We start from the raw sequence: 24,267 nt of genomic DNA, 5'->3' as shown, positions 1-24,267 counted from the left end.
TTCCGCGATGTCCGAGGCCGTTCCGTCCGAAAGCTATCCCGTCACCGACCGCAACCGGGTGAAGCGCCTGCACGAGCGGGGCCGCTACGACCGCGAATCCGTTCACGCCATCCTCGACGGCGCGATGATCGCGCACATCGCCTACGTGATCGACGGGCAGCCCTACTGCACGCCCACGGCCTTCTGGCGGGAGGGGGAGCATCTTTATTGGCACGGGTCCTCGGCCAGCCGGATGCTGCGGGCGCAGCGCGACGGCCTGCCGGTCTGCCTGACCGTCACGCATCTCGACAGCCTCGTGCTCGCCCGCAGCGGGTTCAACCATTCGGCGGACTACCGGTCCGCCATGTGCTTCGGCACCGCGCGCATCGTCGAGGAGCCGGAGGCCAAGGCCCGCGCGCTCGACGCCATGGTCGATCGCTTCTATCCGGAGCGCAGCGCCGACCTGCGGGTCAGCACGGCGCAGGAGATCAAGGCGACCATGGTGGTCGGCATGGAAATCGAGGAGGCGAGCGCCAAGGTCCGGGGCAAGGGCCTGTCGGACGAGGGAGAGGACATGGACCTGCCCATCTACACGGCCCGCTACCCGGTGGTTCAGGTGATCGGTGCCGCCGAGCTTTGCCCGCGGCTTCCCGCCGATACGCCGGTCCCGCCGGGGCTGGCGGGTTTTACCGCCGGCCGCCGGCTGGACGAGCTGATGCTGGAAAACCACCGCATCAGGTTCGGCGGGGAGTAACGCCCTCCGTTACCGCGTCCGGCGCCACTCGCCGTCGATGGTGTAGGGCGCCGAGCGGCGGCGACGGTCCGTCCGATCGCCCTGTGGGGGCTGGCCGTCCAGATGCTCGGCCAGGATCGCCATGTTCTTGCGGTTGGCCTTCCAGAACACGTCGGCGATGTTGCCGGCGACCGGAACGGCGCTGATCAGGCTGTCCATCGCCACGTTGCCGACCATGCGCAGCAGCTTGCCGCGCGGCACGCCGAGCCTCCAGGCCTCGCGAATGAGGTAGCCGGAGACCGCCGTGGTGGCGAGGTTGCCGAAGCCGGGCACGAGACCCAATACCGCGTCGGCGCCGAAGGTGATGTTGGTGCCCGGCACGCGGACGGCGCTGTCCATCATCCGCGCCAGCCATTCCAGCCGCTGGCGCGCCGCGAAATGCGCGGTCTCGCCGTAGGCGGAACCGTAACGGAACGAAGAAAAAGAGGTAGCGGTCATACGGACCCTCCAGAAGGGGACGGCTGCGCCGTCCGCTCAAGTGAAGGGCTCCGACATCGCGGTCCGTACCAAGTGGACCGCCAGAGGGGCCCGGAGCCAGTCCCGCACAGATGGCCCGGTCGTCCCGCCCACGCAAGACCCACCCGGTACATTTTCGTATGAGTACGGTGGATTCATCCCCGGTTTTTGCAGACCGGTCACAAAAGCATCAGGAAGGCCGGCAGACCGCCCAGAACCGCCCCCTGGGCCCCGCCCCACAGGACATCTCCCTGCTCCACCGACCGCCGCAGCGCCGGGTTGGTGCCGCGCAACTGGCACAGGGCGAAGATGGCCGCGTTCATCGGGCCGGCCAGAGCAAACCACAGGATCCAGGACGGCATGCCGCCGAGCCACACGGCGGGGGCGAGCATGAGGGCGGTGCGCCCGGTCCAGGACAGGCCGCGGAACAGCAGCGCCTCCCATGACCAGACCCCGCGCGGGCCGACCGGGCCGAAGGGCAGGAGATGCTGCCCGATGAGCGTTGCCCCGGCGGTGGCGACCCCGACGACCAGCGCCTCGTTCGCGGGCATGGCGAGCGACCACAGGGCGGTGCTGAGCAGGGTCGCCGGAACGCCCCACAGCAGCAGGCGGGACAGCGCCCCCGTCTGGCGGCTGAGCGCGCTCAGAAAGAAACTGCCGAGCAGGGAACAGGTGACGGTGAGCAGGACGGCGGCGAACAGCAGATAGTCGATGACGAACTGTTCGGTCAGCATCACCATGGCCGCGCTCCCCCACCGGTTCTTTGTTCGTATTCCCCTCAATTACGGTGGGGCGCGACCGGGCCGGCGTCAATGGAAATCACCCCGATTTTTGGGGGCCGTCCACCCCCTTCGTTCCCGCCCCCTCCATTCCTGTTCGTCTCAGAAGGTCGAGAAACCGCTCCAGCACCAGATTGGCCTGCGTGCCCGTCTTGGTGACCGCCTGGAATTCCTGGGCGTAATGGAAGCGCTCCGGCAGAAGCGCGCGCATCGCCCCGCGCTCGACCCACTGTCGCGCGTAATGGGTGGGCAGGAAGCCGACGTAGCAGCCGGTCAGGATGAGGAAGGCCACGCCCTCGCGGTCGGTCGCGGTTGCGGTGGCGGTCAGCGCCCGCTGCACCCCCGCCGCCTCCGGCACCTGCTGCGCCTCGGTCGGGGCGATGGCGTCGGCGGCCTCCACCGCGGCGTCGGGCACCGTCTCCGCATCGAACAGCGGATGGCCGCGCCCGCAGTAAAGGTGTGATTCCTCCTGGTACAGCGGCAGGCGGTCCAGGCCGGGCAGGGCGCGTCGTGCCGGCACGACACCGACATGCAGGCGCCCGTCCAGAACGCCGCGCTCGATCTCGTTGGGCGGAATCATGCGGATGTTCACCCGCACCTCCGGTCCCTGCTGCTTGAGGCCGCGCAGGGCGTCGGTCACCCGCATCTTCGGCATGGTGACGAGGTTGTCGGTGATGCCGATGTTCAATTCGCCGCGCAACCGCCCGTGCGCGGCGTTGATCTCGCTGCGGAAGCTCTCCAGCCCGGCGAACAGGCGCAGCGCCGCCTCGTAGGCCATGCGCCCCTCGTCGGTAAGCAGGAAGCCCGCCCGCCCGCGCCGGCACAGACGCAACCCCAGCCGCCGTTCCAGATCGGCCATGTGCAGGCTGATGGCGGCGCGGCTGATGTTCAGTTCCACCTCAGCGGCGGAAAAGCCGCCGCACTCCACCACCGTCTTGAAGACGCGCAGCAGGCGCAGGTCGGCGTCGTTGAGGCCGCTCAGGGGGCGGGCGGGCTTGGTCATGGATAGGTAAGCGGATGCTTGCGTAAAGTTTGAATGGTTTGGATTTAACCGCAACCATGCCTCCGCGCACACTGTTTTCCGAGACGATCCCCCGACGCCCCCCAGCCAGCAGGAGTGCCGCCCGATGCCGCCGTTGGACGAGAGCCAGAAAGCCGGAGCCGCCCCGACCGCCGGGCTGACGCGCGAGGAGCTGGACGCCCACTGGATGCCCTTCACGGCGAACCGCGAATTCAAGGCGAATCCGCGCCTGATCGCCCGCGCCGAAGGCGCCTGGTACTGGGACGCCGAGGGGCGAAAAATCTACGACAGCCTGTCCGGTCTGTGGTGCTGCGGCGCCGGGCACAGCCGCCGCGAAATCAGCGAGGCGGTGGCCCGCCAGATCGCCGAACTGGACTACAGCCCGGCCTTCCAGTTCGGCCACCCCGCCGCTTTCAAGCTGGCGCACAAGCTGGCCTCGATGACGCCGGCCGGGCTGGACCATGTGTTCTTCGTCAATTCGGGGTCGGAGGCCACCGACACGTCGCTGAAGATGGCGCGGGCCTATTGGCGGCTGAAGGGCCAGCCGACCAAGACCAAGCTGATCGGCCGGTCCAAGGGCTACCACGGCGTCAATTTCGGCGGCATCAGCCTGGGCGGCATCGGCGGCAACCGCAAGCTGTTCGGCTCGGGCGTCGAGGCCGACCACCTGCCGCACACGCTGCTGCCCCAGAACACCTTCACCAAGGGCCTGCCGGAGCAGGGCGCCGAGCTGGCCGACGCGCTGGAGGAACTGGTCGCCCTGCACGACGCCTCCAACATCGCCGCGGTGATCGTCGAGCCGCTGGCCGGCTCGGCGGGTGTGCTGCCGCCGCCCAAGGGCTATCTGCAACGGCTGCGTGCGCTGTGCGACAAGCACAACATCCTGCTGATCTTCGACGAGGTCATCACCGGCTTCGGCCGCATGGGGGCCGCCTTCGGCGCCGACGCCTTCGGCGTGGTCCCCGACATCATGAACGTCGCCAAGGGCCTGACCAACGGCGCGGTGCCGATGGGCGCGGTGGTCGCCAACCATGAGATCTACCAGACCTTCATGGACAACGGCGGCGCCGACTACATGGTCGAGTTCCCGCACGGCTACACCTACTCCGCCCATCCGGTGGCCTGCGCCGCCGGCCTCGCCGCGCTTGAGCTGTTCGAGCGGGACAAGCTGGCCGAGAAGGCGGCGGCGCTCGCCCCGCATTTCGAGACGGTGCTGCACGGGCTGAAGGGGCTTCGCCACGTCACCGACATCCGCAACTACGGCCTTGCCGGCGCGGTGCAGATCGCGGCCCTGCCGGGCGAGCCGGCCCGCCGGCCCTACGAGATCGCCATGAAGTGCTGGAAGGCGGGCTTCTACGTCCGCTTCGGCGGCGACACGCTGCAGTTCGGCCCGCATTTCATCAGCGAGCGCGAGGACCTCGACCGGCTGATGAACGCCGTTTCCGACGCCATCCAGGCGACCGCTTGAGGAGGATGGAAACCGCCATGACCCTCGTTCCGCACCTCATCGGCGGGGTGGCCGACGCCCCCGCCGACAGCCGCAGCGCCGACATCGTGAACCCGGCGACGGGCGAAACCGTCGGCCGCGTCCCACTCGCCGGCCGCGCCACTGTTGAATCGGCCATCGCCGCCGCAGAGGCCGCCTTCCCGGCGTGGCGGGCAACCCCGCCGGCCAAGCGGGCGCGGGTGATGTTCCGCTTCCGCCAATTGCTGGAGGACAACGCCGACCGCATCTGCATGGCGATCACGCGGGAGCACGGCAAGACGCTGGAGGACGCCCGCGGCGAGCTGGGCCGGGGCATGGAGAATGTCGAATACGCCTGCGGCATCGCCGATCTGCTGAAGGGCGAGCACTCCAAGAACGTCGGGCCGGGCATTGACAGCTGGTCGGAGTTCCAGCCGCTGGGCGTCGTGGCGGGCATCACGCCCTTCAATTTCCCGGCGATGGTGCCGCTGTGGATGTTCCCGGTCGCCGTGGCCTGCGGCAACAGCTTCATCCTGAAGCCGTCGGAGCGTGACCCCAGCGCCTCCCTGCTCGTCGCGCAACTGGCCCAGGAGGCAGGATTGCCGCCGGGCGTGCTGAACGTTGTCCACGGCGACAAGGAGGCGGTGGACACGCTGTTGACCGACCCGCGCGTCCAGGCGGTCAGCTTCGTCGGTTCCACGCCGGTCGCCGAATACGTCTACGCCACCGGCACCGCCCATGGGAAACGGGTGCAGGCGCTGGGCGGGGCGAAGAACCACGCCATCGTCATGCCCGACGCCGACCTCGACAACGCGGTCAGCGCGATCATGGGGGCGGCCTACGGCTCCTGCGGGGAGCGCTGCATGGCGATCTCCGTGGTCGTCGCGGTGGGCGACGCGACCGCCGACCGCGTGGTGGCGATGCTGGCGGAGCAGGTGCGTGGCCTGAAGGTCGGGGCGGGGACCGGGACCGGCTGCGACATGGGTCCGCTGGTCACCCGCGCCCATTTCGAGAAGGTGAAGGGGTACGTGGACCAGGGCGTCGCCGAAGGGGCGGAACTGGTGGTCGACGGCCGCGGGCTGGTGGTGCCTGGGAACGAGGGCGGCTTCTTCCTCGGCGGCTGCCTGTTCGACCGGGTGACGCCGGACATGAGCGTCTACCGGGAAGAGATCTTCGGCCCGGTCCTCTGCGTCGTGCGCGTAAAGACGATGCAAGAGGGCATGGACCTGGTCGACGCCCACGAGTACGGCAACGGCACCTGCCTGTTCACCCGCGACGGCGAGGCCGCGCGCTACTTCACCGACGCGATCAAGGTCGGCATGGTCGGCGTCAACGTGCCGCTGCCGGTGCCGGTGTCCTACCACAGCTTCGGCGGCTGGAAGCGGTCGCTGTTCGGCGATCTGGCGGCCTACGGGCCGGACGGCGTGCGCTTCTACACCCGGCGCAAGACGATCACCCAGCGCTGGCCGGCCGGCGGCGTGCGCGAAGGCTCGCAGTTCTCCTTCCCGTCGATGAAGTGAACGGAGAGGGTTAGGGTGAGGGGGTTGCGCATGGCGCCACGTCCAGTACAAGCGCAACCCCCTCACCGGCCCTTCGGGCCACCCTCTCCCCAGAGGGGAGAGGGCTAAGAGGCTACATCAGCGGCAGGCCGTCCTTGAAGGCGGCCTTCACGTCGGGGCCCCGCACCTCGGCCAGACGCAGCCAGTCGAGGAAATCGCCGTGGCGCTCGACATGGGCGGCCAGACCCAGCGTGTGTTCGCGCGCCAGACGTTCGGCCAGTTCGCCGTCGCGCCGCTCCAGCGCCCGGATGATGTCGCGGTGCTCGTGCATCGATTGTTCGGCCCGGTTGTCCTGGCGGATCGACAGCTTGCGGATGGCCCGCATGTGGATGAACAGGTTGTCGGTCAGCGTTTCCAGGATGCGCGCCCGGCTGAGGCGGATGATCGCCTTGTGGAACTCGATGTTGGCATCGGAATATTCCTGGATGTTGTCGGAGGGCGCCTGCTCCTCGAAGCTGCGGAAGATGTTCCACAGCGTGCCGATGTCCTCCGCGGTGGCGCGCTCGGCGGCGAGGCGGGTCGCCATGCTTTCCAGCGCCGCCCAGGCGATGATCATCTCGATGATCTCGGTCTTGGTCTTGCGGACGATGTAGATCCCCCGCCGCGGCTCCAGCCGCACCAGCCCCTCCTGCTCCAGCAGGGTCAGGGCCTCGCGGATCGGGGTGCGGCTGACGCCCAGCAGGCCGCTGAGCTGGCGCTCGTCCAGCCGGACGTCGCCGGGGTGGTCGTAGATGTCCATCTGGATGATGGCCTGCTTCAGCCGTCGGTAGACTTGGTTGCGGAAGGTGGCGCCGGAATCCAGCGGTTGAACGGTCAATTCGGGTGGCGGCATCGGGCTGCTCCTTCGATGGGGCGGACGGCCGGGGATCACCCGACGAAGCGGTTCCGGTTCAGATGCTCCTCCACGCGCTTGACGCCGCTCACACCGCTCGCCGCGGTGTGCAGGGCGCGGCGCTGCTCCTCGCTGTCGACCATGCCCCAGAGCTGCACGACCCCGTCGTTGACGACGATGTTGATCCGATCAAGGTCCACCCAGGACTGCCCGTCCAACGCCTCCAGCAGCGCGGCGCGGATCGCCTCGTCGCCGGACGCGCCGAAGCCGGTGGCGCCACGCCGGTTGCGGAGCAGACCGTGCAGCAGGTTGGCGCGGCTGATGATGCCGACCGGACGCCCGTCGATCAGGACGGGGGCGCGCTTGATCCGCTTGTCCTCCATCAGGTCGGCGATCTCGGCGATCTCCGTGTCGGGCGAGACGGCCTGGACCGGGCGCGACATGACGTCGCGCGCGCAGCGCCCATGGGTCTTCAGGAAGTCGGCGGCCTGCACGTTGCGGCCCACCAGCATCTCCAGCCAGCGGGCGCGCGGACGGTCGGTTCCCGTCTCGACCCGGCGCAGAAGGTCCCCCTCGCTGATGATGCCGACCGCGCGTCCATCCTGGTCGACCACCGGCAAGCCGCTGATCCGATGGGTCAAAAGCAGTTCGGCGATGTCCGGTACGGGGGTGTCCAGCGCCACCGTGATGACCGGCGATGTCATGACATCCTTCGCTTGCATCTCGACGTTCCTCCCTGAACTGGCGGTGCGGAGCCTGTGTCCGGCTCCTGCTGCGTGTCTGGTATACGAAATGCTACGTTTCTTATCCCTTGCTCCCCAACGGACTTTGCGCCATCTCTGCTGCAACGCAGCATGAGTGTGGTCAGAGTCCGGAGTTCCCGATGTTGGAGAGTCTTGCCGTCGTGTTCGCCCTTGCCGGGTTGGCCGCCGTGGTGACGGAGATTTTGCGGAACGATCCGGGCCTCATCTCCGAGATCACCAGCGACGTGCGCACCATGGCCCTGCCGAGCCGTTTCCGGGCGGTGCGGGGAAACCGCTGCCGCGAGCCCCGTCGCCCTTCTTCCTTCTGAGACATCAGGCCGGATCGGTTTCCACCACGGCGCGGCGGCGGTTGATGCTGCGGGCCATCAGGAAACCGGCGGTCATCACCCCCAGCGCCGCGACGAAGGGCGCCGTCCCGGTCAGCACCGGCAGGCTCTCCGTGACGTGGGAATGGATGCTCGGGTCGGTGAGGATAACCTCCGCCGCGATGTAGCCGAGCAGTCCGGCGCCGGCATAGACCAGGGCCGGCAGCCGTTCGATGGCCTTCAGGATCAGCGTGCTGCCGAAGACGATCAGCGGAATGCTGATGGCCAGCCCCAGGATCAGCAGGACCGTGTTGCCGTGCGAGGCGGCGGCGATGGCGATGACGTTGTCCAGGCTCATCACCGCGTCGGCGATCACGATGGTGCGGACCACCCCCCACAGTCCGGCGGAAGTGCCGTCATGCTCCGCCTGCGCCTCCTCCTCGGTGGGCAGCATCAGCTTGATGGCGATCCAGAACAGCAGCGCCCCGCCGATGATCTTCAGGTACGGGATGGCCAGCAGGTAGGCGATGATGACGGCGAACAGCACGCGCAGCACGATGGCCGCCCCGGTGCCGAGGAAAACGCCGATCTTCTGTTGCTTCGGCGGCAGCGAGCGGCAGGCGAGCGCGATGACGAGCGCGTTGTCGCCGCTCAGCAGGATGTCGATCCAGATGATCTGGAGCAGAGCGATCATGAAATCGGACGTGTCCATCGTCCCGAACCCCCCGATGTGAGAAGAAATCCCCCCGCCGGTCGTCCCGTCCCGGAGGCCGGCGGGGGAGTGGGTGGAGCTGGTTCACCGGGATGATTTATTTGACCGGGATGACCTGGGTCCCGCCGTCCTGCCGGGACTGGCGCTTGCGCAACAGGGCGGAGATCACCGGCCAGAACAGCATGACCAGCGCCAGGGTGACGATGCTGCCGACCAGCGGGTTGGACCAGAAGATCGCCAGATCGCCCTGCGACACCAGCATGGCCTGCCGGAAGGAGCTTTCCGCCATGTCGCCCAGCACCAGCGCCAGGACCAGCGGGGCCAGCGGGTAGGACAGCTTCTTGAAGACGTAGCCGACGACGCCGAACACCAGCATCATGACGATGTCGAGGAAGGCGTTGTGCACCGTGTAGGCGCCGACCGCGCAGATCACCACGATGACCGGCGCGATGATGCTGAAGGGGATGCGCAGGATCGAGGCGAAGACCGGAACCGTGGTCAGCACCACGATCAGGCCGGCGATGTTGCCCAGATACATGCTGGCGATCAGGCCCCAGACGAACTCCTTCTGTTCGATGAACAGCAGCGGGCCGGGCTGGAGCCCCCAGATCAGCAGGCCGCCCAGCAGCACCGCCGCGGTGGGCGAGCCGGGGATGCCCAGCGTCAGCATGGGCAGCAGCGCGCTGGTGCCGGCGGCGTGGGCCGCGGTTTCCGGAGCGACCACGCCCTCCATCTCGCCGTTGCCGAAATTCTGGCGGTTCTTGGAGAAGCGCTTGGCGAGGCCGTAGCTCATGAAGGAGGCGGGGGTGGCGCCGCCGGGCGTGATGCCCATCCAGCAGCCGACGATGGAGCCGCGGATGGCGGTCACCCAGTAACGGGGCAGGCTCTTCCAGGTCTCCCACACGACCTTGGCGTTGATCTTCGCGCTCTTGCCCTTGAAGGCCAGCCCCTCCTCCATGGTCAGGAGGATTTCGCCGATGCCGAACAGGCCGATGACCGCGATCAGGAAGTCGAAGCCGCGCAGCAGTTCCACCGAGCCGAAGGTCATCCGCAGCTCGCCGGTCACGCTATCGAGCCCGACCGCGGCCAGCGCGAAGCCCAGCATCATGGCGCACAGCACCTTGAAGGGGGACTCGCTGCCCATGCCGACGAAACTGCAAAATGTCAGGAGTTGGACCGCGAAGAACTCCGCCGGGCCGAAGCGCAGGGCGAAGCCGGCAATCACCGGGGCCAGGAAGGTGATGAGCAGAACCGCCACGAACGCCCCGAAGAAGGACGAGGTGAAGGCCGCCGTCAGCGCTTCGCCCGCGTGGCCCTTCTGCGCCATGGGGTGGCCGTCGAAGGTGGTCGCCACCGACCATGGCTCGCCCGGTATGTTGAACAGGACCGAGGTGATGGCCCCGCCGAACAACGCCCCCCAATAGATGCAGGAGAGCATGATGATGGCGGAGGTCGGCGACATGCTGAAGGTCAGGGGCAGCAGGATCGCTACCCCGTTCGCCCCGCCCAGCCCCGGCAGCACGCCGATCAGGACGCCCAGCGTGATGCCGATGAACATGTAGGCGATGTTCATGGGATCGGCGAGCACGCCGAACCCCTGTATGAGTGACCCGAGCGCTTCCAAGTTTCCCTCCCTTTCCGGCATCCGCGCCCGTTCCGTTTGGAAAGGTCGCGTCTTGAGCGCGCAGGACGGGGTTCGTCCCCGCCGCATGGGCTGGTTCGTCGCGGATGCCTGCCGCTGCTTCGGTGTGCGCGGCCGTTCCCGCGGCCGCCCCGGCTTTTAAAAAACTGGACTCGTCAGAACCCGAACATCGTCTCGACCGGCCCCTTGGGAAGCGGTACCAGGAACCAGATCTCGAACATCACGAAGAGGCCCGCGGGCACGAGGATGGAAACGGGCAGGATCGTCTTGAGCGGATACTTGCCCACCCAATGCATGAAGAAGGCGATGAACAGCACCGCCGACAGATAGATGCCCAGGAAGGCGGTCAGGATCACGAAGACCGCGCTGGGGACCAGAACCTGGAGAACCAGGGCGAGCTGGTGCTTCTCGACGAAGGCGGTGCGTTCGCCGCTGTGGCGCCAGAGGTTGACGGCCAGCGTGGCCAGACTGCTGACCAGCATGATCAGGCCGACATAGAAGGGAAAGTAGCCGGCCTTCGGCCCGTCGGACCCCCAGCCGTTGCCGACGCGGATGCTGTCGGCCATCACCACGAGGGCGACGAGAGCGAACAGCCCGGCGACGACGATTTCCATGGTCCGGTTCGAGACGACCGGATCACTGTTCTGTGTTCCATGCTCCATGGCTCACTCCCGCAAAAACCCGAAAGGCAGGGGAGGGCGCCCGGGGCGCGATGCCCCGGGGGCCGCGCGTCGGACGAGAGGGGCTATTGTTTGGTGAAGCCCGCCTTGTCCATCAGGGTCTTGTGCTGGGTTTCCGCCGCGGTCAGCCAGGTCTTGAACTCGTCGCCGGTCTTGAAGCTGACGTTGAAGGCCCCCTTCGCCATGAAGTCCTTCCACTCCTCCGTCTCGCGGACCTTCTTGAAGAGGTCCACGTAGTAGGCGATCTGGTCCGGCGTGACGCCCGGCCCCATGAAGATGCCGCGCAGCATGGTGTATTCCACGTCCAGCCCGGATTCCTTGCAGGTCGGGATGCTGTTCCACGACTTGCCGTCGGCCACCGGCTCCTTCAGCGGGATGCGCTCCTTGTCGAAGACACAGAGAGGCCGCAGCGCCCCGGCCCGCCATTGCGACACCGCCTCGATCGGGTTGTTGACGCTGGCGTTGATGTGGTTGCCGACGAGTTGGGCCGCAACGTCGCCGCCGCCCTTGTAGGGAACGTAGGTGAAGGTGACGCCCGCCGACTGCTCGATGGCGGCGGTGATGATCTGGTCTTCCTGCTTGGAGCCGGTGCCGCCCATCTTGAAGCGGTTGGCGCCGCCCTCTTTGGCGGCCTCGACGAACTCCTTGGGCGATTTCTGCGCGGCCTCGCTGTTCACCCACAGGACGAAGTTGTCCAGGGCCAGCATCGCCACCGGCGTCATGTCCTTCCAGGAGAAGGGAACGCCGGTCGCCAAGGGCGTGGTGAACAGGTTGGACAGGGTGATGATGATCTTGTGCGGGTTGCGGTTCGACGATTTGACGTCGAGGAAGCCTTCCGCACCGGCGCCGCCCGACTTGTTGATGACGACGATGGGCTGACCCATCAGGTTGTTCTTCTGAATGATGCCCTGGATCATCCGCGCCATCTGGTCGGCGCCGCCACCGGTTCCCGCCGGGACGACGAATTCGACCGATTTGGTCGGCTCCCAGGCGGCCTGGGCCGCGGCCGGGATCAGCAGAAGGCCGAGCGCGCCGGCCAGGGCCGTTCCGCCGGCGAGCGTTCTTCTGTGGGGTCTTTTAAAAGCGAAGGAGTCAAAAGGGGTCTTCCGCGCGCAGCGCGGGCGCTGTACGTCCTTCATGCCTCATTCCTTCCCTTTTGGGTGGCCGGGCTTCCGTCGGCACGGCTCATCATTTTTGGATTGTCTGGCGAGACGGATTGTTTGTTATGCAAACTGTCCGTGTGGCGTATGGTATGTGGCATCCCAGCTTTCTTCAACAGGAATGTCACAAGACGACCGAGCCCAATCATTGGGTGCAGCGCAAGGATCCATCGAAAATCGGCAGCTAAATTCTTGTAGTTCGCTGCAATTTCAAGAATTTTACGAAAGAGTTACCCCGTTCGTGCTAGCGCTTAAATTCGAGGAACTACCTCTTTCGTTAGAAGAATTCCTGTGACGGATTTGGCGCGCTTCAAAAACTAATTATCCTAAAATCGAACCATTTAAGGCCACACGGTGCTGGCTAGGCTCCGGTCCTGTCGAAAACGATTGAGCACACAGCAAGCGGGACGGCGCGATCCGCGCACATTCCCGCCCACCGCCACAAACGTGGCGCTGTAAAAAGGAAAGAGTGAAAGACCATGGAACATATGGCCATTGAGCTTGATCATCAGAACCACGCCGACACGACCGGTTTTGTCGGTGATTCTGCTGCCGATCCGTTCCAGGCTGTTGTCGACAGCGTCACCCCGGTGACCGCCGACAGCGCCGCAACGCCGGACTCAATTCTCCATCTCCAGGCACTCCAGACCACCGCACAGCCTCTGGCGCTGGCCGACGCCACGGCCGCTGCCGCCTCCACCGCCAAAATCGTCGTGAACGCCTCCGGCACCGCCGCGGGCGGCGTCTCGCCCCATTTCAAACTGCTGGTGGACGGCGCCGTTGTCGGCGAAGGCACCGCGGGCGGCGACGCCAAGGACTTCTCCTTCGACGCCAACGTGACCGCCGATCAGGCGCACAAGATTCAGATCCAGTACGACAACGACGGCGCCGCCGATGGGCAGGACCGCAATCTGACGGTCAACGCCATCTCCATCAACGGCCACAAGGTCGCCCCGACCGATCCGTCCGTCACCTATGACAAGGGCGCGCTCGACGGCAAGGACGTCGTCCCGGGTCAGGCCAACATGTGGTGGAACGGCACGCTGGCCGTCGCCGCTCCGAAGGAGTTCTTCGCGACGACCGCCGCCGCGGCCCCGGCCGCCCCCACGGCGCCGACCTCCGGCACGTCGGACTACCCGTCCACCCCGGCCTCGCAGATCTACTACGTCGACGCGACCAACGGCAGCGACAGCAACTCCGGCCATGATGCGAACCAGGCCTGGAAGTCGCTGGACAAGGTGAACTCCACCAACTTCGCCCCCGGCTCGCTGGTCCTGTTCGAGCGTGGCGAGACCTGGCACGACAGCCTGCTGGCCTCCACCTCCGGCACCTCCGACAAGCCGATCGTCTACGGCGCCTACGGCACCGGCGCCAACCCGGTGATCGAGGCGGCCAGCGGCTCCAGCTACGCCGTCAGCCTGAACAACAAGGACAACATCACCTTCGACAGCCTGACCATGAAGGGTTCGGGCGACGCCGGCCTGCTGCTCAACGGCGGCGCCGACAACGTGAAGGTCACCAACTCGCAGATCGTCGACAACCACGGTTCGGGCGTCGTCATCAGCGGCACCTCGCACGGGCTGCGGATCGATCGATCGACGATCGACGGCAACGGCGCCTACGGCATCGTGCATTATTCCGCCGACAACGCCGACCAGTACTTCACCAACAACACCATCAGCGACAACGGCTGGCGGACCGACGGTGTGTATTCGGGCTGGAACGGCCGCATCCTGAGCGGCGAAATCGCCGGCAACACGATCTTCAACAACGGCGCCGGCGGCGGCGACGGCCGCTCGCATGGGCTGTACCACGATCACAGCCAAGCCAACAGCACGCTGAAGATCCACGACAACACGATCTACGACAACCCGCGCGGCGCCGGCATCCTCGCCAAGTCGAGCACCGAGATCTACGACAACACGATCTACGGCAACTCGAACGTCGGCATCTCGGTCGGCCAGAACCAGGGCACCAGCGTCACCTACAAGATCTACGGCAACGAGATCTTCAACAACAATGGCGGCATCATGGAGCACCTGAAGGGCGCCGGGTCGATCTCGCTCGACGTGCACGACAACATCTTCAACAACAACAACGGCCGCTCGGCGGTGTCCATCGCCGACAGCATCAGCCAGAACGTCGTCAACAACACCATCTCCTCGGCCAACAAGGCCAGCCCGACCGCCTAAGGACGGGTTCTCTCTCCAAATTTTCGGCGACGACCGCGCCCGGCCATTCCTTGGCCGGGCGTCGGTGCGTTCGGATGCCGGCGATCACCAGTGCAGGAAGACGCCGACATCGCCCGGCATGCCGCCGGGATAGCTCAGAATCTGGGCGCGCAGCTTGTAGCCGGCTGGGCGCAGATACCGGTCGTAATTGTCGTAGACCTCCCGCGCGAAGCCCGTGAGGCTGTCCGGCCAGTCGGGTTCGAAATTGTTGATCGCCCGGCCGCCGTCGCTGCAGTAGCTGCTGGGAAAACGCACGATCTCGATTTCGGTCTCCCCGCGTTCCGCCGCCGTGCGCACGGCGCGGGTGAAGCGCTCCTTGGCGTCGGGGCGGATGTGCTGGTGCATGAAGGCGTCGTGGATCGCGGTCTGTTCCTCCTGCTGCTTCTTTGCGAGATCCTGCGCCTCCTTCAGGCGCGCCATCTCCTGCGCTTCGGTGATCGCTTGGAGTTCCCTGGGCGTGATGAGGCCGCTGCCATGCGGGGAATTCGGAGGGGTGGAGGGACCGTCTGCGGGCATGTCGCATGTCTCCCGGTTAAGGCCTTTGGCCTTGTCGGTTCGGAATGCGGTTTGTTTCAAGGACGTCCTGAACGCCGCATCGCGGCCCGCAAAGTCCCGGCGGGACGCGCGTCACGCAGGGTGGCATGTGGAATGGCGGCGCGTCCACCTCCGGCGCACGGAAAAGCCGCCGCCGGAATCGGCGGCGGCTGAAGCGCCCGGGAATGATGAAACGGAGTGTTGGAGCAGGAACCCGAAGGCCGGCAGGTCGCCGTTACCCGAAGATCGCCAGCCCGATCACCGTCGCGGCGAAGGCCCCCACAGCCGAGGCCAGGGCGGCGATGATGGTGGGGGCGTGCGACTTGGCCGCCTTCACCTTCAGCGCATCGTCGAAGCCGCGCAGCGTCGTGTCCATGCGGACGAGGAAGACCTCCAGCCCGGCCACCCGCTCCTGAAGGCTGTGCAGCGCGTCCGACAGGGCGGCCTGCTGCACCGCAACGGCACCGGCTCCGGCTTGGCCGGCGGCGATGCGCTCCTGCGTCTCGCGCAGCAGCCGGGCGATGCCCTGCTGGCCGGCGGCGATCTGCTGGTGGTCGCGGCGGGCGGCGTCCAGCCCGGCGCCGATGCGCACCAGATGCGGGGCGAGGGTGCGCTCCAGCAGCTTTTCCTCGGCGCTCGGCTGGGCGAAGGTGGCGATGGTGCCGGTGCTCGGGGCGACGACCACAGCGACGACGCGCGTGGGGTCGAGCCCGGCCGGAATTTCAAGGTCGGCCTCGAAGGCGTGATGCCCGTCGCCGAAGTTGCCGCCCACCAGATCCTCGCGCGGGCGGTCGGCCAGCGCGCGCCCCAGCACAACGCTGCGGCCGTCCGGCATCTCGGCGCGGAACTCCACCGTCAGGCGGTCGGTGGGGTACGAGCGGTCCCAGGCCCAGCCGTAGATCCGTCCGGCCTGGACGGCGTCCACCCGGCCTTCGATGACGGACGCCGCAGGCTCCGCCGCGACGGGGGTGGAGGACAGGGTGTCGGGCGTGGCGACGTCGGGCATGGCAGGCACTCGCGGAATGGTTGAATTCCCTCTCCCCTCTGGGGAGAGGGTTTAGGGTGAGGGGGTTGCGCTTTTGCCGGACTTATCACCAAGCACAACCCCCTCACCGGCCCTTCGGGCCACCCTCTCCCCAGAGGGGAGAGGGCTAAGACGGCAACCGCCGTCAGGCCGCCTTGCGCTGCGGGGTCTTGCGCGCGGTCGGGCTGGGCATGCGGTGCGGGATGTAGTTCTCGTCCAGGAACTCCCGCATGTCGCGGTAGCGCTGGTAGAAGGTGCGGTTGAACTTCTCGAACAGGCTCTGGTCCCAGTATTCCTCCAGGACGAAGGGCTTGTCGGAATAGACGTCGTAGCAGGGGATCGCGAAGGTCTCGGCGAACTCCGCCGTACGGCTGTCGTAGCTGAAATAGACCGACGGCGTGCCGTTCGAGAGCGCCATCAGGTTGCCGTGCAGGCGGTAGCCCAGCACGAGGTCCTTCGAGCGCACGATGTTCTCATAGTCGGCGACGACGTCCGAGTACCACAGGCGCGAGCGGTACAGCTCGTCCAGCTCCTCGTCGAAGTACCAGCTCTTCAGCCAGTTGTTGTTGTGCAGTTCATCCCAGGCCTCGGCCTTCTGCTCGTCGGTGCCCCAGAGCAGCTTCTTCTCCTCGACCTCGCCCTGCATCATCAGGACGGTGTCGAAGCGGCGGCTCATGTCCTTGACGAAGTCGCGGTGGCGGGTGAGGTAGGTCTTCACGTCCGGCGAATAGTGGCTGGACACCTCGCGGCGCATGGTGATGCCGACGTTGCGCACGCTGTCCAGGGCGGGCAGGTCGATGCGCAGCTCAGGATCGCGGTTGCGGAAGGCGGTCGGGCAGCCGACGATGCGCACGTTCTTGATGCCGAGGTCCCACAGCACTTCGGCGGTGTAGGTGCCGCGCACGCCCAGCGTCGTGGACTTGTCGGCGAACATCTGCCAAATGCGCTTGCTCTCATCCGACAGCGTCAGCTTGCCGGTGGCCGGGGCCTGGGCGCCGACGCCGAAGGCGATGACCGGGATGCGCAGCTTGGACAGCACCTGCTCGGTGCCCTCCGGCCAGGTCATGTGGTCGTGGATGTAGTTCGACCCGCGCAGGAACACGTAATCGTACTCGGCGTTGGCCCGATCCACCACCTCCTGCTTGAACTCGCGGATCTCGACGACGTCGAGACGGTCGAAGGTCAGCAGCTTCAGCGAGGAATCGTAGACGAAGGCGTCGCCGATGTTGTGGTAATGATTAATGCTACGCTGAATGTTCTGGTAGCTGTACCACCGCACGCAGTCATGGTCATAGACTTCGCCGGAGGGAATCATGACTAGGATGTTAGCCAATTTAATTCTCCTGGGGTCGGGGTGGTGGAGGGTTACAGGGTTCGGGTTTTATCTTGATGAATTCTAGCCACTTTGGGACGGATCAACCCGGATCATTATTCGGACCAGATCGCGATCCCTGGTTGGCTTGCAATTTTTCTGGGCAAGCCGGGTCAGGTAGAGCCAGGCGTTTCCATCCGTGTCCTCGAAATTCCGGCTTCTGGCGTCCGGATCGAGAATGGCCGGGTAGTAGAAGGTCTCGTCCACGGCGCAAGTCTTGTCGGTGAGCAGCGGTGCCGCCCAGGCGAGGCGGGGGGCGGACCAGCCGATCAGGTCGGCGGAGGTCGACACCCACACGCCGGACACCGGCTCCGCCCCTTTGCGCTCCGCGCGCCGTCCCGCCATCACCGCGACGTAGAGGCCGCTCGGCGCGTGGCGGACGAGGCTGGTGACGGTGAAGGGCAGGCGGTCGGGCGGCAGCGGCGCGCAGACCGACGTTTCAGGATCGGCCTCGCCCTCGGTGTAGGGGTCGCGGAAGCGGACGGTGAAGTCCTGCCCGTCCCACGCCCGCCAGGACGCCGGATCGCCAAGGTCGCGGGTGCGCATCAGACAGACACCGCGCTTCTGCGCGCCGATGGCCTCGGCGAAGGCCATGGCGTAGTACCAGCCGTCGCGCTCGACGATGTTGCTCGGCGCGAACAGCCCGGCGCGCTTGCCCAGATCGCCGCGGAAACGGTAGGGCACCCCGGCGACGTAGCGCGCCGGCCCGAAGCTCTGCCCGCCGTCGTGCGAGACGGTGAGGGTCAGCGCGTTCCACCAGCAGGCCATGTAGTCGCCGGTCGGGCAGAGGTCGCGGCGCTTGTGGCCGTGATACTCGTTGTGGACCAGCCCGTAGACGGTCGTGCCGTCCAGCGTGTAGGGCGAGGTCAGCCAGCCCATGTCGTCGAAGCGCGCCGGATCGTCGCGCTTGGCCGACTGGAAGACGATGCGGCAGGCGTGGTGCAGGTCGTTCAGCGACGGGCCGCTGAGGAGGCGGGCGCGGGTGTGCGCGGCGAGCAGCCGGACGCTGCCGTCCGCCGCCTTCCAGGCGCGCGCCGGGGCGTCCGGCACGTCCCAGTCCTCGCAGGCCTGGGTGCGGTGGTCGTAGACGGTCTCCAGCGCGGCACCCGCGGGGACGCTGACGCGGAGGTCCGCGGCGTGCGAGGGGGTGGCGAGGAGGAAGGTGCAGGCGATCAGGGCCAGGGTGCATTGCCCCCTCCCTAACCCTCCCCCGCCTTTGGCGGTGGAGGGAACTGCCGCCGCTCTGCCCCTGCTCCCTCTCCCGCGCAGCGGGGGAGGGTTGGGGAGGGGGCCACGGTTGTCCTGCACGAACATCCCCATCACGGCTTCTGCGCCACCGCCCGCTCCGGCATCGACACCGCGCCACCACCCGCGTTCGCGATCAGCGCGTCAAACACGTCGGCGTGGCGGCGGGCGCATTCCGCGCGGTCGATGGGGCGGCGGATGCGCATGCGCAGGCGGTCCCACAGGTCCGGCGTGGTCAGCGCCTCGGTCAGGCGGTCCACCAGATCCTCGACGCTGGCGTTGCGGAAATGCAGGCCGTCCACACCGTGGGTGACTTTCTCGCCCATGCCGCCGATGTTGCTGGAGATGATCGGGCGGCCGTGCAGGAAGGCCTCCTGGATCACCACCGGGGAGTTCTCCCACCAGATGGACGGCATCACCACCCAGTCCACGTCCTTCATCAGGCCGGGCAGTTCGGCGGAGCGGTAGCTGCCGTAGAAGCGCACGCGGTCGCCGGCACGCTCCACAGCCTCGTTGAACTTCTTCTGGTAGGCTTCGGGCTGGCGCTCCAGGTTGCCGCCGAAGATCATCAGCGCGCCGTCCTCGCCCCACGCCTTTTCGGAGACGCGGCCGATCGCCTCAACCAGCACATGGGCGCCCTTGAACTCGGTCAACTGGCCGAAGAAGGCGAAGCGGTTGCGCTTGCCGCCGCGGGCCAGCGGCCGGGGCGGGGCGATGCCCTCGACGGTCAGGCCGTTCTCGATCATGCGGAACTTCTCGCGGGGCAGGCCCCAGTCGACGTAGCGGTCGATCAGGAAGTTCGACGGGCTGACGTAGAAGTCCGCCTGCTCCAGGAAGGTCTTCAGGAACAGCTCGCGCTTGAAGAACTGGGCCTCGCCGATGTGCGGGAAGCAGCCGGCGCAGTCGGCCGGGCTGGCGCGGTAGCACAGCGTGTTGCGGCTGGTCTTCACCATCTGGCCATGGTGGTGGCAGATGGACAGATACTCGTGGAAGGTCACCACGATCGGCACGCGCGGCAGCGCCTGCCGGATCGCCTGGATCGTCTCGATGCCAAGACCCAGGAAATGATGGAAGTTCACCACGTCCGGCTGGAGGTCGCGGACGTAGCGGACGAAGTCCTTCTCCAGCCCCGGCAGGTTGCGGTTCGACAGCCGGAAATGGTCGTAGTCGTTGGCGTAGTAGAGAACCTCACGCTCCTTCTGGCGCAGCGCCATCAGGGCGGAGCTGCCGTGCGGCGTGACCGGCGGGGAGGTGCGGGCCAGATAATGGCTCTCCCAGCCGGGCAGGTCGTGCAGCCCCTGGTGCAGGTTGTAGGAGGCCACCTCCGCGCCGCCCAGCGAGAAGGCGGGATGGCCGTGGCTGATGATCAGGACGCGCTTGTTGCTCATGGTCGGGCCGATCTCGAATAGGGCTTGCGGGACGTGCGGGCTCAGGCGGCGGCGCGGGCGGACCAGATGTCCTCGAAGCTCCAGCGGTCCACCATGGCGCCGGCGCGGCGCCAGCGGTCGGCGTGCGCGTCGCGCGGCTGCTCGTCCAACGCCACCAGCGTGACGCGGGGCAGCCAGACGCAGGCCCCGCCCAGCGCGCGCAGGCGCAGACAGAGGTCCAGCCCCTTGTGGTCGGCCCCCATGTAGGAGCCCATGGTCGCCAACGCCCGGACCAGCGCGTCCTTGGGCAGCAGCGCGCATTCCGGCGCGGCGGCGTCCACCGTCGCCGCGTCCTGCTCCTTCAGCCAGTCGCGCGGGTAGCCGGCGAAGCGGCGCTCGAAGGTCTTGGCGCCGTCCGAACCCTCGACCGCCATGATGCCGGCGAAGCGGATCGAATGGTCCTCGTAGAGCAGCGTCGGGCTGACCATCACCGGCCCGCCAGACTTGCGCGACACCCGCTCCAGCGCCGCCAGCCAGCCCTTCTCGGTCGGCAGGACGGAGGGGGAGAGCGTCAGCACCCGCTCGCCGCGGGCGTGGGGCAGGGCGGCGGCCATCGCCTCGAAGGCGTCGGTGGCGTCGGGAGCGGCGACGAAGGTGACGGCCATGCGATAGAAGGCGGCGGCCTGACGGACCGCTCCGCCCAGCCGCTCGTGCGTGCCGGCGGCGGCGACCACCAGCAGTTCGGTCTCGGCGAAGTCCGGATCGATGGCGAGGCGGGCGATGTTCAGGTCCACATCCTCGCGCGCGTCGGTCACCGGCAGGATCACCGAGACGCGCGGCGCCTTGACCGGACGGCCCATCGGATGCACGCCCGCCGACGGTGCGGCACCGGAGCGGGAGCGGGCGGTGCGCAGCATCGGCCCGACATGGCGGGCGATCAGCGTGTCAATGGACGGGCTGTCGAGATTGACCAGCGACAGCATGCGGCGCAACGCTTCCGGAGCCGGGGGCAGGCAGCTCAGCGGCAGGAAGGCGAAACGGTCGTCGGCCAGTTCCAGTTCCAGATGGAACTCGGCGCCCGGGGGCAGGCCCGACGGCTCGGCGGCGAAAGCGGTGAAGCCGTGCTGGTCCTGGCCGGGGATCATGCGCCCGGCGAACAGACCGTCATGCTGGAAGGCTTCCGTCACGTCGCGGCGGGCCAGCCGCGACCAGCCCTCGTCGAGCCGGACGGCGACGCCGGGCCCCTTCAGCGTGACGGCGCGGACCTGCCGCGTCGGGTCGAGCAGCCAGCCGGCGACGAACAGCCCGGCCCCCGGCACGCGCAGCGCCATGTCCAGCCCGGTCCGCACCGGGATGTCGAGCCGCGACACCGTTTCCGCACCGTCGTAGCGCGACGCGGCGATGCGCGTCATCCGCTGGCGCGTCTCGGCGTCCTGGATGTTGCCCAGCATGTCGCGCACATGGGCGGAGGCGACGCCGTCGGGCAGGATGGTGCGGTGCTCGAAGATCTCCAGATGGCGCCAGCCCTCGGCTGCGCGGTAGTGGATGCGGCGGATGGCGGTGGGAAGCGGGGTCTGGTCGGTCAGAACCGCCATCACGCCCGACGCCTCCGGCGGCAGGTCCGGGCGGGCGAAGGCCCCGGCGGTGGCGCGGTAGGCGGCGGTCTCCTCGGCCTCGATCAGGATCTTCTGGGCGCCGTTGCGGAAGCTGCGCGCCCAGCCCTGGAGCATCAGGCTGCCGTCGCGGAAGCGACCGAACACCTCGGCGAAGCCGTCCGGCTGCGACACCTCTTGGGCGAGGCCCGAGAGCAGGCGCCCGATGCGGTCGGAGTCACTGTCCGAAGACGCGGCGAGTTGGATCGTGAAATCCAGCGCCACGGCCAGCGCGCCGGGCTGGAAGCCCTTCAGCGCCGAGACGAGGTGCGACGGGTTGGTGCGGACGTTGGACAGGCGCGGCAGGACGAGGCGTTCCCCCTTCTCGTCCGCCAGCTCGACGCGCGACGGGCGCATCTGCGCCAGCCCCGGCACGCGGATGCCGCCGAGGAACCAGCGCTCGCCCTCCGCGTCGGCCCAGGAGCGTCCGGCGTAGCGGCCCTCCACCGACCCGTCGAGATGCACGGCGCCCTGCGCGGGCAGCGCCCGGTCGATGGCGCCGAACAGGACGAGCGTGTCGTCGTCAAGAAGAATGGCCGCCGTGATGTCGGCCTTGGTGATCGGTTCCTTCATCCCGCGATGCTCCCCGCAATCGAGCCCTGCCCATGCGATCCCCCCGGACCATTCATTATGTCGTCATAGAGAATGACGTGTTTTTCGGCGGACTCCTCCGTCGTCGGGACCGCCGGCATGTTGGAGACGAGCCGGTCCCAAAGCCCCGGTTCGGTCATGGCGCGCGTCATCACGCGGGCCAGATCCGCGGCGTCCCCCGCCCGGAAATGCAGCCCGTCCACCCCGTCGGTCACCGATTCCGCCATGCCGCCGATGCCGCTGCAGATGACCGGGCGGCGGTGCTGGAAGGCTTCGCGGATGACCAGCGGAGCGTTCTCCCACCAGATCGACGGCATCACCACCCAATCGGCGGCGGCCATCAGTTCGGGCATCTCCTCGCGCCGGTAGGGGCCGTGGCGGACGGCGGTGCCGCGGGCGCCCTTGAAGCCCTGCTCGACCTTGTCCTTGAAGGCGTCGGTCTGGAACGGCGCGCCGCCATGGACGGCCAGCGTCAGGTCGTGTCCCTGCTTCTCCAGCCGGGCGGCGGCGTCCAGCGCGACCGTGATCCCCTTGAAGGGGTTCAGGTTGCCGAAATAGGCGAAGGCGTTGCGCGGCGCGCCCGCGGGCAGCGGCCGGTGCGGCGCCGGTCGGACCGCCGGGCGCCCGTTCTCCATGACGGAGATGCTGTCCGGGTCGATGCCCCAGGCGATGTAGCGGTCGCGCAGGAAGGCGCTGGGCGCCAGGAAATGGTCGACCAGCCCGAACATCGCCTTGATGTGCTTCTCGCGCAGCACGAACTGGTCGGCCGGCCGGTCGGGGAAGCAGCGGTGGCAGGCGTCGGGCGAGGCCATGCGGCACAGCGCGTGTCCGTTGGTCGTCACCATCTGCCCGTCGTTGGCGCAGATCGGGTAGTAGTCGTGCAGCGTGTAGACGATGCGCGCCCGCGGGCAGACGCGGCGGATCAGGAACAGCATCTCCACGCCCAGCAGCAGCGTGTGGTGGATGTGCACGATGTCCGGCTGGAAGGCGCGCAGCAGGTTCGACAGGTCCGGCACGATGCCGTGCAGGTCGATCTGGCTCTGGAAGAAGTGATCGAAATGGCCGGCCCACAGCACCACCTCGTCGGCGCTGCGGCCCAGCGTCTGGAGGTTGGTGCCGGGCTTGCGGTCGCGGTGGACGCCGTTGGTGCAGGCGAGGAACAGGGCCTCGGCCCCCTTGGCCTTCAGGCTGCCGAACAGCTCGTGCGCGAAGATTTCCGTGCCGCCGGGGTGCAGGCTCGGGTGGTTGTGGGCGACGACGAGGACGCGGGGCAGGCTCATCGCGCGCCCTCCTTTTCCAGAACCAGGAGATCCTGGAAGTTCTCGGCGTTGCGCTGCCCGCTCCAGTGGCCGCGCAGGACCGGGCGCGCCGGGCGCAGCCCCTGTTCCGCGAAGGTGTCCAGCAGGAAGGATTCGCTGTAGGCGACGGCGGCGTTCGGGTTGGCCTCGTCGGCGATGAACTCCGGCCCGGCGGCCTCAAGGAAGGCCGGGCGGGCGGTCTTCTTGGCGATGCCGTCCCGCGCGCGGGCATCGACCAGGAACAGGCTGAGGAAGCAGCGCCCGCCCGGCTTCAGCACGCGGGCGATCTCCGCCGCGTAGCGCACCGTCTCCGCCGTCCGCAGATGGGTGATGACCGAGGTCAGGATCACGAAGTCGTGCCCGCCGTCCGGGAAGGGCAGGCGGGTCTGCGCCGCGTCCTCCGCCCCGTCGGGGTTGTAGAGGGCGTTCGCCACGTCGAGCGTCTGGAAGCGGAACTCCGGATAGGCCGGGGTGATCGTCTCGGTGCACCAGCGGATGCCGTCCTCGACGATGTCCACTCCGTCGTAGCTGGAGTCCAGATACTGGGTCAGCGGCACGGCCATGCGACCGATGCCGCAGCCGATCTCCAGCACGCGGTGCTTCGGCTTCAGCCCGCCGACGCGCACGAAATGGCGCAGGAACTCCGCCCCGATGGCCCGGAAATCGCCGTCGCCGATGAACACGCGGTCCGGCGGCGGCACGGGCAGGAAGCGGTTGCGAGCGATCTGCGCGCACAGCCATTCCAGCCGCGGGTCGGTGTTGCGGCGCAGGACGGCGAGACGGCGCCCGGTGAGGATCTCGTTCAT

The 24,267-nt window shown here is 67.7% G+C and carries 22 protein-coding genes; 5 read left to right on the top strand and 17 right to left on the bottom strand.

Features of this window, described 5'->3' with window-relative positions; genetic code table 11:
* Nucleotides 1-7: 7 nt before the first annotated feature.
* On the top strand, nt 8-733 hold the full coding sequence (locus tag ABAZ39_RS24350) for a pyridoxamine 5'-phosphate oxidase family protein (RefSeq protein ID WP_040136484.1): 726 nt from the start codon (nt 8-10) through the stop codon (nt 731-733).
* 9 nt (nt 734-742) lie between these two features.
* Here ABAZ39_RS24350 and ABAZ39_RS24345 read toward each other — a convergent pair whose 3' ends face one another.
* The 3 genes from ABAZ39_RS24345 to ABAZ39_RS24335 all read right to left on the bottom strand — a co-directional run bounded on the left by ABAZ39_RS24345 (nt 743) and on the right by ABAZ39_RS24335 (nt 3,010).
* Nucleotides 743-1,210 (bottom strand): DUF4112 domain-containing protein, encoded by a 468-nt coding sequence (locus tag ABAZ39_RS24345; RefSeq protein WP_051658484.1) that lies wholly within the window; start codon nt 1,208-1,210, stop codon nt 743-745.
* Nucleotides 1,211-1,407: 197 nt separating this feature from the next.
* Nucleotides 1,408-1,968 (bottom strand): hypothetical protein, encoded by a 561-nt coding sequence (locus tag ABAZ39_RS24340; RefSeq protein WP_040136483.1) that lies wholly within the window; start codon nt 1,966-1,968, stop codon nt 1,408-1,410.
* Between the two features lie 79 nt (nt 1,969-2,047).
* A complete protein-coding gene (locus ABAZ39_RS24335; RefSeq protein WP_040136482.1) occupies nt 2,048-3,010 on the bottom strand; it encodes a LysR family transcriptional regulator in 963 nt (320 codons plus the stop codon).
* Between the two features lie 124 nt (nt 3,011-3,134).
* Between ABAZ39_RS24335 and aptA the strand changes: the two genes are divergently transcribed.
* Complete coding sequence (gene aptA / locus ABAZ39_RS24330) at nt 3,135-4,496, top strand: omega-aminotransferase AptA (protein WP_051658483.1); 1,362 nt, start codon at nt 3,135-3,137, stop codon at nt 4,494-4,496.
* Nucleotides 4,497-4,513: 17 nt separating this feature from the next.
* Nucleotides 4,514-6,013: a CoA-acylating methylmalonate-semialdehyde dehydrogenase gene (locus ABAZ39_RS24325; RefSeq protein WP_040137216.1), complete on the top strand. Its 1,500-nt coding sequence runs from the start codon at nt 4,514-4,516 to the stop codon at nt 6,011-6,013.
* A 112-nt stretch (nt 6,014-6,125) separates the two neighbouring features.
* On the opposite strand, the gene ABAZ39_RS24320 is transcribed toward ABAZ39_RS24325, so the two are convergent.
* Nucleotides 6,126-6,884 (bottom strand): GntR family transcriptional regulator, encoded by a 759-nt coding sequence (locus ABAZ39_RS24320; RefSeq protein ID WP_040136480.1) that lies wholly within the window; start codon nt 6,882-6,884, stop codon nt 6,126-6,128.
* 35 nt (nt 6,885-6,919) lie between these two features.
* Nucleotides 6,920-7,606: a CBS domain-containing protein gene (locus tag ABAZ39_RS24315; RefSeq protein ID WP_040136478.1), complete on the bottom strand. Its 687-nt coding sequence runs from the start codon at nt 7,604-7,606 to the stop codon at nt 6,920-6,922.
* A 161-nt stretch (nt 7,607-7,767) separates the two neighbouring features.
* On the opposite strand from ABAZ39_RS24315, the gene ABAZ39_RS24310 reads away from it, so the two are divergent.
* The gene (locus ABAZ39_RS24310; RefSeq protein WP_040136476.1) at nt 7,768-7,956 is read left to right on the top strand and encodes a hypothetical protein; all 189 of its coding nucleotides are present in this window, start codon (nt 7,768-7,770) and stop codon (nt 7,954-7,956) included.
* A 4-nt stretch (nt 7,957-7,960) separates the two neighbouring features.
* Here the strand turns inward: ABAZ39_RS24310 and ABAZ39_RS24305 are convergent, their stop codons facing one another.
* The 4 genes from ABAZ39_RS24305 to ABAZ39_RS24290 all read right to left on the bottom strand — a co-directional run bounded on the left by ABAZ39_RS24305 (nt 7,961) and on the right by ABAZ39_RS24290 (nt 12,126).
* Entirely contained in the window at nt 7,961-8,665 is a 705-nt protein-coding gene (locus tag ABAZ39_RS24305; protein ID WP_040136474.1) for a TerC family protein, read from the bottom strand.
* A 97-nt stretch (nt 8,666-8,762) separates the two neighbouring features.
* On the bottom strand, nt 8,763-10,289 hold the full coding sequence (locus tag ABAZ39_RS24300) for a tripartite tricarboxylate transporter permease (protein ID WP_040137215.1): 1,527 nt from the start codon (nt 10,287-10,289) through the stop codon (nt 8,763-8,765).
* A gap of 173 nt (nt 10,290-10,462) precedes the next feature.
* Nucleotides 10,463-10,969: a tripartite tricarboxylate transporter TctB family protein gene (locus ABAZ39_RS24295; RefSeq protein ID WP_040136472.1), complete on the bottom strand. Its 507-nt coding sequence runs from the start codon at nt 10,967-10,969 to the stop codon at nt 10,463-10,465.
* An 83-nt stretch (nt 10,970-11,052) separates the two neighbouring features.
* Complete coding sequence (locus ABAZ39_RS24290; RefSeq protein ID WP_081863301.1) at nt 11,053-12,126, bottom strand: Bug family tripartite tricarboxylate transporter substrate binding protein; 1,074 nt, start codon at nt 12,124-12,126, stop codon at nt 11,053-11,055.
* Nucleotides 12,127-12,626: 500 nt separating this feature from the next.
* Here ABAZ39_RS24290 and ABAZ39_RS24285 point away from each other — a divergent pair, with 500 nt between their 5' ends.
* Entirely contained in the window at nt 12,627-14,339 is a 1,713-nt protein-coding gene (locus ABAZ39_RS24285; protein ID WP_081863299.1) for a right-handed parallel beta-helix repeat-containing protein, read from the top strand.
* An 84-nt stretch (nt 14,340-14,423) separates the two neighbouring features.
* Here ABAZ39_RS24285 and ABAZ39_RS24280 read toward each other — a convergent pair whose 3' ends face one another.
* The 8 genes from ABAZ39_RS24280 to ABAZ39_RS24245 all read right to left on the bottom strand — a co-directional run bounded on the left by ABAZ39_RS24280 (nt 14,424) and on the right by ABAZ39_RS24245 (nt 24,267).
* Nucleotides 14,424-14,894 carry a hypothetical protein gene (locus tag ABAZ39_RS24280; protein ID WP_040136468.1) on the bottom strand — a complete coding sequence of 157 codons (471 nt, stop codon included), beginning with the start codon at nt 14,892-14,894 and terminating at the stop codon, nt 14,424-14,426.
* 253 nt (nt 14,895-15,147) lie between these two features.
* The gene (locus ABAZ39_RS24275; RefSeq protein ID WP_051658482.1) at nt 15,148-15,918 is read right to left on the bottom strand and encodes a hypothetical protein; all 771 of its coding nucleotides are present in this window, start codon (nt 15,916-15,918) and stop codon (nt 15,148-15,150) included.
* Nucleotides 15,919-16,081: 163 nt separating this feature from the next.
* On the bottom strand, nt 16,082-17,269 hold the full coding sequence (locus tag ABAZ39_RS24270) for a polysaccharide pyruvyl transferase family protein (RefSeq protein WP_040136467.1): 1,188 nt from the start codon (nt 17,267-17,269) through the stop codon (nt 16,082-16,084).
* 63 nt (nt 17,270-17,332) lie between these two features.
* The gene (locus ABAZ39_RS24265; protein WP_081863298.1) at nt 17,333-18,628 is read right to left on the bottom strand and encodes a hypothetical protein; all 1,296 of its coding nucleotides are present in this window, start codon (nt 18,626-18,628) and stop codon (nt 17,333-17,335) included.
* Nucleotides 18,628-19,941 carry a glycosyltransferase family 4 protein gene (locus tag ABAZ39_RS24260; protein WP_014241733.1) on the bottom strand — a complete coding sequence of 438 codons (1,314 nt, stop codon included), beginning with the start codon at nt 19,939-19,941 and terminating at the stop codon, nt 18,628-18,630. Before ABAZ39_RS24260 ends, ABAZ39_RS24265 begins: the two co-directional genes overlap by 1 nt.
* A gap of 41 nt (nt 19,942-19,982) precedes the next feature.
* Nucleotides 19,983-22,145 (bottom strand): hypothetical protein, encoded by a 2,163-nt coding sequence (locus ABAZ39_RS24255; RefSeq protein ID WP_040136464.1) that lies wholly within the window; start codon nt 22,143-22,145, stop codon nt 19,983-19,985.
* On the bottom strand, nt 22,142-23,443 hold the full coding sequence (locus ABAZ39_RS24250; protein ID WP_040136462.1) for a glycosyltransferase family 4 protein: 1,302 nt from the start codon (nt 23,441-23,443) through the stop codon (nt 22,142-22,144). The genes ABAZ39_RS24255 and ABAZ39_RS24250 overlap by 4 nt, the downstream gene beginning before the upstream one ends.
* Nucleotides 23,440-24,267, bottom strand: coding sequence for a class I SAM-dependent methyltransferase (locus tag ABAZ39_RS24245; RefSeq protein ID WP_040136460.1), 828 nt, complete (start codon nt 24,265-24,267; stop codon nt 23,440-23,442). The genes ABAZ39_RS24250 and ABAZ39_RS24245 overlap by 4 nt, the downstream gene beginning before the upstream one ends.

This window comes from Azospirillum argentinense (assembly GCF_000632475.1).
Classification (GTDB): domain Bacteria; phylum Pseudomonadota; class Alphaproteobacteria; order Azospirillales; family Azospirillaceae; genus Azospirillum; species Azospirillum baldaniorum.
The sequence above is the reverse complement of the archived record's forward strand: the minus strand, read 5'-3'. Positions and strand labels throughout refer to the sequence as shown.

Coding starts and splice junctions, on each gene's coding strand:
- ABAZ39_RS24350 (WP_040136484.1), top strand. CDS start 8: ATGTCCGAGGCCGTTCCGTCCGAAAGCTATCCCGTCACCGACCGCAAC.
- ABAZ39_RS24345 (WP_051658484.1), bottom strand. CDS start 1,210: ATGACCGCTACCTCTTTTTCTTCGTTCCGTTACGGTTCCGCCTACGGC.
- ABAZ39_RS24340 (WP_040136483.1), bottom strand. CDS start 1,968: ATGGTGATGCTGACCGAACAGTTCGTCATCGACTATCTGCTGTTCGCC.
- ABAZ39_RS24335 (WP_040136482.1), bottom strand. CDS start 3,010: ATGACCAAGCCCGCCCGCCCCCTGAGCGGCCTCAACGACGCCGACCTG.
- aptA (WP_051658483.1), top strand. CDS start 3,135: ATGCCGCCGTTGGACGAGAGCCAGAAAGCCGGAGCCGCCCCGACCGCC.
- ABAZ39_RS24325 (WP_040137216.1), top strand. CDS start 4,514: ATGACCCTCGTTCCGCACCTCATCGGCGGGGTGGCCGACGCCCCCGCC.
- ABAZ39_RS24320 (WP_040136480.1), bottom strand. CDS start 6,884: ATGCCGCCACCCGAATTGACCGTTCAACCGCTGGATTCCGGCGCCACC.
- ABAZ39_RS24315 (WP_040136478.1), bottom strand. CDS start 7,606: ATGCAAGCGAAGGATGTCATGACATCGCCGGTCATCACGGTGGCGCTG.
- ABAZ39_RS24310 (WP_040136476.1), top strand. CDS start 7,768: ATGTTGGAGAGTCTTGCCGTCGTGTTCGCCCTTGCCGGGTTGGCCGCC.
- ABAZ39_RS24305 (WP_040136474.1), bottom strand. CDS start 8,665: ATGGACACGTCCGATTTCATGATCGCTCTGCTCCAGATCATCTGGATC.
- ABAZ39_RS24295 (WP_040136472.1), bottom strand. CDS start 10,969: ATGGAGCATGGAACACAGAACAGTGATCCGGTCGTCTCGAACCGGACC.
- ABAZ39_RS24290 (WP_081863301.1), bottom strand. CDS start 12,126: ATGAAGGACGTACAGCGCCCGCGCTGCGCGCGGAAGACCCCTTTTGAC.
- ABAZ39_RS24285 (WP_081863299.1), top strand. CDS start 12,627: ATGGAACATATGGCCATTGAGCTTGATCATCAGAACCACGCCGACACG.
- ABAZ39_RS24280 (WP_040136468.1), bottom strand. CDS start 14,894: ATGCCCGCAGACGGTCCCTCCACCCCTCCGAATTCCCCGCATGGCAGC.
- ABAZ39_RS24275 (WP_051658482.1), bottom strand. CDS start 15,918: ATGCCCGACGTCGCCACGCCCGACACCCTGTCCTCCACCCCCGTCGCG.
- ABAZ39_RS24265 (WP_081863298.1), bottom strand. CDS start 18,628: ATGGGGATGTTCGTGCAGGACAACCGTGGCCCCCTCCCCAACCCTCCC.
- ABAZ39_RS24260 (WP_014241733.1), bottom strand. CDS start 19,941: ATGAGCAACAAGCGCGTCCTGATCATCAGCCACGGCCATCCCGCCTTC.
- ABAZ39_RS24255 (WP_040136464.1), bottom strand. CDS start 22,145: ATGAAGGAACCGATCACCAAGGCCGACATCACGGCGGCCATTCTTCTT.
- ABAZ39_RS24250 (WP_040136462.1), bottom strand. CDS start 23,443: ATGAGCCTGCCCCGCGTCCTCGTCGTCGCCCACAACCACCCGAGCCTG.
- ABAZ39_RS24245 (WP_040136460.1), bottom strand. CDS start 24,267: ATGAACGAGATCCTCACCGGGCGCCGTCTCGCCGTCCTGCGCCGCAAC.